Origin of the sequence: Streptomyces roseus (assembly GCF_001044425.1) — a bacterium.
GTDB classification, from domain to species: domain Bacteria; phylum Actinomycetota; class Actinomycetes; order Streptomycetales; family Streptomycetaceae; genus Streptomyces; species Streptomyces roseus.
This window is the reverse complement of sequence record NZ_LFML01000162.1, coordinates 1-7668: the sequence shown is the minus strand read 5'-3', so window position 1 is coordinate 7668 and position 7668 is coordinate 1. Positions and strand designations below refer to the sequence as shown.

2 protein-coding genes are annotated in these 7668 nt (G+C 74.5%); both read left to right on the top strand.

The annotated features are described in order from the left end of the window. Positions 1-14: 14 nt before the first annotated feature. Complete coding sequence (locus tag ACS04_RS33960; protein ID WP_053081100.1) at positions 15-3245, top strand: SDR family NAD(P)-dependent oxidoreductase; 3231 nt, start codon at positions 15-17, stop codon at positions 3243-3245. A gap of 178 nt (positions 3246-3423) precedes the next feature. After that, positions 3424-7668: type I polyketide synthase (locus tag ACS04_RS33955; RefSeq protein WP_048480728.1), on the top strand; the 4245-nt coding region annotated here is incomplete at its 3' end.

The following is a 7668-nucleotide window of genomic DNA, read 5'->3' as shown; positions in this document are numbered from 1 at the left end:
AGGAGCGTTTCCCGGTGTCGGGTGACGTGGACCCGGAGCGCATGGCCGAGCTGCGGACCCTGGACGACATCGCCGGCTTCCTCGCCGAAGCGTCGTCCACGTCCACCCCGGCCCCGGCCGCTGCTCCCGTCCCGGTGGCCGAGGTTCCCGCTCCCGTTCCGTCCGCCGAGGTCGACGCAGCCGTGCTGGAGGCGCTGCTCGAAGTGGTGGCGGAGAAGACCGGGTATCCGGTGGAGATGCTGGAACCCGGTATGGATGTCGAGGCGGACCTCGGTATCGATTCGATCAAGCGGGTTCAGATCATGGGTGCGTTGCAGGAGCGTTTCCCGGTGTCGGGTGACGTGGACCCGGAGCGCATGGCCGAGCTGCGGACCTTGGACGACATCGCCGGCTTCCTCGCCGAAGCGTCGTCCACGTCCACCCCGGCCCCGGCCGCTGCTCCCGTCCCGGTGGCCGAGGTTCCCGCTCCCGTTCCGTCCGCCGAGGTCGACGCAGCCGTGCTGGAGGCGCTGCTCGAAGTGGTGGCGGAGAAGACCGGGTATCCGGTGGAGATGCTGGAACCCGGTATGGATGTCGAGGCGGACCTCGGTATCGATTCGATCAAGCGGGTTCAGATCATGGGTGCGTTGCAGGAGCGTTTCCCGGTGTCGGGTGACGTGGACCCGGAGCGCATGGCCGAGCTGCGGACCCTGGACGACATCGCCGGCTTCCTCGCCGAGGCATCCGGGGCGTCCGCCCCCGCCCCGGCGACGGCTCCCGCAGCGGAGGCTCCCCTGGTCGTCACGTACCCCGAGGCGAACGGCGTGGGACGGACCTTCGCGGCCGTACGCGAGCTGCCCGCGCCCTGCCGCGTGGTGGGAGCGTACGCCGACCGCCGGACCGCGCTCGTCCTGGACGACGGTTCGAAGCTGACCCGCGCTCTGGTCGACGGACTCGGCGCCGACGGCTGGCAGGTCGACGTCCTCGGACTGCCCGGCGCCGCCGCGTTCTCCGGACGGGCCGACTCCGTCCGGTCTCTCCGTACCTGGGACGAGGACGAACTCGCCGCGGCCGTCACGGCCGAGCGGCTCGACCTCGTCGTGCAGATGGCCGCCGAGGGCGGACGGGAGTGGGCCGACGGGTTCCGCCGCCTGGCGCACACCGTCCTCGTGGCCAAGCGGACCCAGGCTCCCCTGAAGGCCGCGGCCGCGGCCGGCGGCAGGGCCGCGTTCGTCGCGGTGACCCGGCTGGACGGGGCGAACGGCTACCGCGGCAGCGGTGGCGGGGCGGCCCTGCTGGGTGGCGTGAGCGGTCTCGTCAAGACCCTCGCCATCGAGGTACCGGCCCTGTTCACCCGGACCGTCGACCTCGCCCCCGGCCTGGACGACCGCACCGCCGTGACCCGCTTCCTGGACGAGATCCACGACGTGTCGACCGACACCGCCGACGTGGGCCACGACGCGGAGGGCCGACGGACCGTCGTACCGTCCGCCGAGCCGCCCGCCGGCCACGTGACGGCCGTACCGGAGATCGGCGCACAGGACCTGCTCGTCGTCACGGGAGGCGCCCGCGGCATCACGGCGGACTGCCTCCAGGCGCTCGTGGAGGCCCGTCCCGCGGGTCTGCTCCTCCTCGGACGCAGCCAGGTGGGCGCCGAACCCGAGTGGGCGCGGGGCCTGGAGGGCGCGGCGCTCAAGGGCGCCATCGTCAAGAGGATCACCGGCGCGGGGGAGAAGCCCACCCCGCGCGGCGTGGAGGCGGTCTACCGCGAGGTGACCGGCAGCCGTGACGTCCGGGACAACCTCGACCGGCTGCGGGCGACCGGCGCGGACGTCGAGTACCTGGTGGTCGACATCACCGACGCCGCCGCGGTCCGCGCCGCCCTCGCACCGTACGCGGCGCGCGTCACCGGCGTCGTGCACGGCGCGGGCGTCCTGGCCGACCGGCTGATCTGCGACAAGACGCCGGAGGAGATCGAGCGCGTCCTCGGCACGAAGATCGTCGGCCTGGGCCACGTACTGGACGCCCTCCGCGGCACGGCCGACCTGCGCCACCTGGTGTTCTTCTCCTCGGTCGCCGGGTTCTTCGGGAACCGGGGCCAGTCGGACTACGCCGTGGCGAACGAGGCCCTCAACCGGCTCGCCGTACGCCTCCGGCACGAGCTCCCCTCGGCCCGGGTGACCTCCGTCAACTGGGGTGCGTGGGACGGCGGGATGGTCACCGACGACCTGCGCGCCATGTTCGCCTCGCGCGGTGTGGTGCTGGTGCCGGTCGCGACCGGGGCCGGCATGTTCGCCGAACAGTTCACGGCCGCGCGCGGCCAGGACACGGTCATCGTCGCCGGCCCGCTGACCCCGCTCTCCGCGCCGGCCGCGGCCGACGCGTACGCCCCGGCCTCACTGCTGATCGACCGTACGCTCGCCGACATCGCCGCCGAGCCCGTGCTCGCCGACCACGCGATCGACGGCAAGCGGGTGCTGCCCGCCACCGCCGCGCTGGGCGCGCTGGTCAACGCGACGGAGCGGGTGACCGGGCAGCCGGTGACCGAGGTGTCCGCGTTCAAGGTCTTCAAGGGCCTGGTGATGGACGCGGCCGAAGGCCCGGCGGCCTCGCGGCTGAGACTGTTCATCGAGCCCGGACCGGCCGCCCGCCCCGACTCCGTCGAGGTGCTGGCCTCCGCGGTGGACGACGCCGGACAGAGCAGGCCTTCGTACGGAGCCAGGCTCGCCACGGTCGCGCACACCGCGCCCGCGGACCGTACGGACCTCGCCCGTGCCGCCCGTGAGGCGACCCGCACGGACGCCGCCCCCTTCTACCGGGACGGCACGCTCTTCCACGGCCCCGCGCTCCGCGGTCTGCGCTCGGTCCTCGTCTCCGAGGAGCGGCTGCTGCTGCTCGCCGCCCGCCTCGACGACGGGCGGCCGGCGCGCGGGGCGTACCACGGGCGGTTCCACAGCCCCGTCCTGGCCGATCTGCTGCTCCAGTCCGCGCTGGTGTGGGTGCGGCGCTTCCGCAACCGGGCCTGCCTGCCGATGGAGGTCGCGAGCGTCCGCTTCCACGCGGAGCTCCCCGCCGACCAGGAGTTCCTGATCGCCGTGGAGAACGTGGTCGCCGGACCGGGCGGCGTCTCCTGCTCGGTCACCGCCCTCGACCGCGAGGGCCGCGTGCTCCAGGTCCTGGACGGCGTCTCGCTCGTGGAAGACCCGCAGCTGGAAGGCAAGTTCGGGGCGATCGAGCGCACCGGCACCGCGCCCGTCGCCGTCTGACCCCCTCGGACGCGGGTCCGGGCCCGGATCCTGCCGGGCCCGGGCCCGGACCCGCGCCCACGGGATGACCGGTCGCGCTCCGATCCCCGGCTCCGAATCCCGGCTCCCCACCCCCACCCCCACCCCCGAACCCGACTCCCGAACCGATCCATTCGGACACCCGGAGGCTGACCCCACCATGGGCAAGTACGCGATCGTCGGCCTGGCCTGCCTCTTTCCGGGGGCGGGAACACCCGACGCCTACTGGCGCAACCTGATCGGCGGCGTGGACTCGCGCACCGACGGGGACGACCGGATCTTCGGGCACGCCCCGCAGACCCGGGAGACCGACCCGCAGGACAGGCACCGCATCTACTGCACCCGGGGCGGATTCCTGCGTACGTACGACGAGAACTCCACCGGTGCCGAAGGCTTCGATCCGGAGGGCTACCTCCTCCCTTCCGACTACCTGGCCGGCCTGGACCGCTCGTTCCACTGGGCGCTCCGGGTGGCCGGGGACGCACTGGCCGACGCGGGACATCCCCCGACCGCGCCCGGCCGGCAAGGCCGGAGGACCGGGGTGGTGTTCGGGAACTACCCGTTCCCCACCCCGGCCTCCGGACGGTTCGCCGGTGAGTTCTGGGACTCGGCCGTGGCCCGGGGCCTCGCGGACGCCGGACTGCCCGTCCCCGGCGAGGCGGCCCGGTCCGGCGGCGCGCCCGAGCCCGGCGCGGTCACCGCGCACAACCTCTGGGCCGGCGGCATGCCGGCCCGCGTCGTGGCGGCCGCCCTCGGTCTGGAGGGCCCGAGGTTCACCCTCGACGCCGCCTGCTCCTCCGCCCTGTACGCGCTGAAGCTGGCCTGCGCGCACCTGGAGACCGGACGCGCGGACCTCATGCTCGCCGGCGGGGTCTGCGCACCCGATCCGACCGTGATCCACCTCTCCTTCTCCGACCTGAGGGCCTACCCGCAGGACGGCTTCAGCCAGCCCTTCGACGCCCGCTCCCGAGGCATCGTGACCGGGCAGGGGGCCGCGATGATCGCGGTCAAGCGGCTCGCCGACGCACGCCGCGACGGCGACCGCATCCACGCCGTCATCGACGCCCTCGCCCTGACCAACGACGGCCCCGGCAAGCACCTCCTCGCGCCCAACGAGGCCGGGCAGCTCGCCGCGTACGACCTCGCCTACCGCGAGGCGGGCGTCGACCCGTCCGCGATCCAGTACCTGGAGTGCCACGCCACCGGGACCCCGCTCGGCGACACCACCGAACTGGCCGGGGCCGAGGCCTTCTTCGGCCGCGGCCCGCTGCTGGGGTCGGTCAAGGCCAACATCGGCCACCTGCTGACGGTGGCCGGCATGTCCAGCCTCCTCAAGGTCGTGCTGTCCCTGTCGCACGGCGTCATACCGCCGACCATCGGCGTGGAGCGCCCGCTGCCCGAGACGATCGCCGACCGGGTCGTGCGCGAGGCCGTGGACTGGCCCGACCCGGCCCCCGGCGCCCCCCGCCGGGCGGGTGTCTCCGCCTTCGGATTCGGCGGTACGAACGCCCACGTCGTGCTGTCGGCACCGGAGGCCGGGGCCGCCGAACCCGCCGGGGCGACGGGGTCGCCCGCGGCCACCGCGGCCACCGGGGCCGCCGCGGCCACCGGGGCCGCCGCGGCCACCGCGGCCACCGCGGCGACCGGGGCCGCCGAGCCGCCGCCGCTCGCCGTCATCGGCATGGGCGCCCACTTCGGCTCCCACGCCACCCTCGACGCCTTCGAGCGCGCGGGGTACGAGGGGCTGGACGCGGTGAGGGACCTGCCCGAACAGCGCTGGCGCGGCTTCGAGACCGTCGAGAACGGCCCCCTGGACCGGGCCGGCCTCGGCGGCGGCGCGGCCCCCCGCGCCGCCTACATCGAGGACTTCGAGGTCGACACCACCTCGTACCGCATCCCGCCCAAGGACCTCGACCACTTCAACCAGCAGCAGCTGCTGATGATGCGCGTCGCCGACGAGGCGCTGCGCGACGCCGGGTACGAGCGCAAGCGCCCCGGCGCCGCCGCGGCCGGCTCCGGCCCCCGCCGCATCGGCGTGGTCATCGGCATGGAGATGGAGCCCAGCGCGCACGGCCACGGCTCCCGCTACGAACTGGGCCGCAAGCTCGCCGAGTGGTGCCGGGCCGCGGGCGTCGAGCCCTCCCCGGAGCAGCTGGCGGCCCTCACCCGCGCCGCGCGCGACGGCGTCCACGACTCCATCGAGCCCAACGAGGTCCTCAGCTACATCGGCAACATCATGGCCAGCCGGGTCTCCTCCCTGTGGAACCTCACCGGCCCGTCCTTCACGCTGTCCTCCGACAGCGCGGTCGGCGTCGAAGCCCTTGACGTGGCCCGGCTGCTGCTGCTCGACCCCACCATCGAGGCCGTGCTCGTCGGCGCCGTCGACCTGGCCGCCGGACCGGAGAACACCCTGGCGCGCGAGCTGCTCGAACCGGGAACCGTCCGTGACGGGCTGCGAGTCCTCGGCGAGGGCGCCGGCGCCGTCGTCGTCACCCGGCCGGAGGCGGTACCGCAGGGACAGCGGGTGTACGCCACGGTCGAGGCGATCGCCGTGCACCACGCTCCGGACGTCACCCCCGCCGTGCGCGGCGAACTCGTGGAACGGGCCGCCCAGGACGCGCTCGCCGCGGCCGGTCTGGGCCCGGCGGACGTCGAACTGGTGGAGGCCGGCGGCGGTCAGGCGGCCGAGGTCGACGCCCTCGCCCGGGTCTGGACCGCGGACCGGGCGGGCGGAGAGCTGCGTACGGCCCTGTCCTCTGTGCGTGCGGCCGTCGGCGACACGGGATGCGCCTCCGGGCTCGCCGGGCTCATCCGGGCCGCGCTCTGCCTGCACCACGCCTACTTCCCCGTTGCCCCGGAGAAGGCCTGGGCCGGCGCGCCCGAGGGCTCGGCCTTCTTCCTGGCCGCCGATTCCCGGCCCTGGCTGCGCGCCCACCGCGACGGCCGGCGCGCCGCCTCCGTCAGCGTCGTCGGCACGGCCGGCAGCCACGCCCACCTCGTGCTCACGGGTGGTCAGGTCCGCGGCGAGATCACCGAGGCCGACTGGAGCCGCTCCGGTGGGAGCCTGGTCGTACCGGTCGCCGCCGATGACTTCGACGGACTGCTGGAGCGGCTGGCCCGGCTGCGCACGGCGGTCACCGACGGCGGGGCGACCCCCGACTGGTGGGCGGAGTTCGCCGACCGGCCCGCCGACTTCAAGGCCGTGCTGGTGGCCGACGACCCGGCCGGACTCGTACGCCAGATCGACCAGGCGCTGAAGGACCTGCCCGGCGTGTGGCGGTCGGGCGGCGAATGGTCCTCCCCCTCGGGCAGCTGCTTCACCGCGCGGCCCCTGGGTCCCGGCGCCAAGGTCGCCCTGGTCTTCCCCGGGGCCTTCAACTCGTACCTGGGGCTCGGTCGTTCGATGTTCCGGGCCTTCCCCGGACTGCTGCCCCGCTTCGAGGCCCAGGCCGAACGCCCCGCCGAACTCCTGCGCGGCGCGGCCCTCTACCCCCGTTCGCGCGAGCCGCTGGGCCGGCGCGAGCTGATGGGGCTCGAAGGCGCGCTGGTCGAGGACATCCCGCTGATGCTGGCGGCCGGCACGAGCTACGCCCTGCTCTCCACCGACCTGGTGCGGGAGGTGCTGGGCGTGCCGGTGGACGGCGCCTTCGGCTACAGCCTGGGGGAGAGCAGCATGCTCTTCGCCACCGGCGGCTGGGTGAAGAGCGCGCGCGGCGACGAGAAGATCAGTGCCTCGCCGCTCTTCGACGACATGCTGCGCGGACCCAAGCGGACCGTGCGCGCGCTGTGGGGCCTGGGCGACGAGATCCCGGACGCGCAGGTATGGGCCACGCACGTGCTGCTCGCGCCGGCCGAGGACGTACGGGCGGCCCTGCCGCGCTACGAGCGGGTGTTCATCACCCACGTCAACACTCCGCAGGAGACGGTGGTCGCGGGCGATCCCGGACAGTGCCGCGACCTGATCGCAGAGCTGGCGTGCCGCAGCGCCCGCTCGCCGGCCAACCACGTCATGCACTGCCCCGTGGTGGACGGCGTCCTGACCGACCTCGCCGACCTCAACCGCTACCCGACCGGTGACGTGGGGGACCTCGTCCTCTACAGCAGCCGCCACTACGCGCCGGTCACGGACTTCGACGCGGACGCGGTGGCGGGGAACATCGCCGTGACGCTGCGCGAGACCGTGGACTTCCCGCGGCTGGTACGGCGCGCCCACGACGACGGGTACCGCTGCTTCATCGAGGTCGGCCCCAGCAGCACCTGCGCGCGCTGGATCCACGAGACCCTGGCCGGGGAGCCGCACCTGGCGGTGTCGGTCGACCGGCGGGGCGCCCGGGGGGCGACGGACATCGCCCGCCTCGCCGCCCGCCTCGCCGCCCACGGCATCCCCGTGGACCTCGCGGCCTTC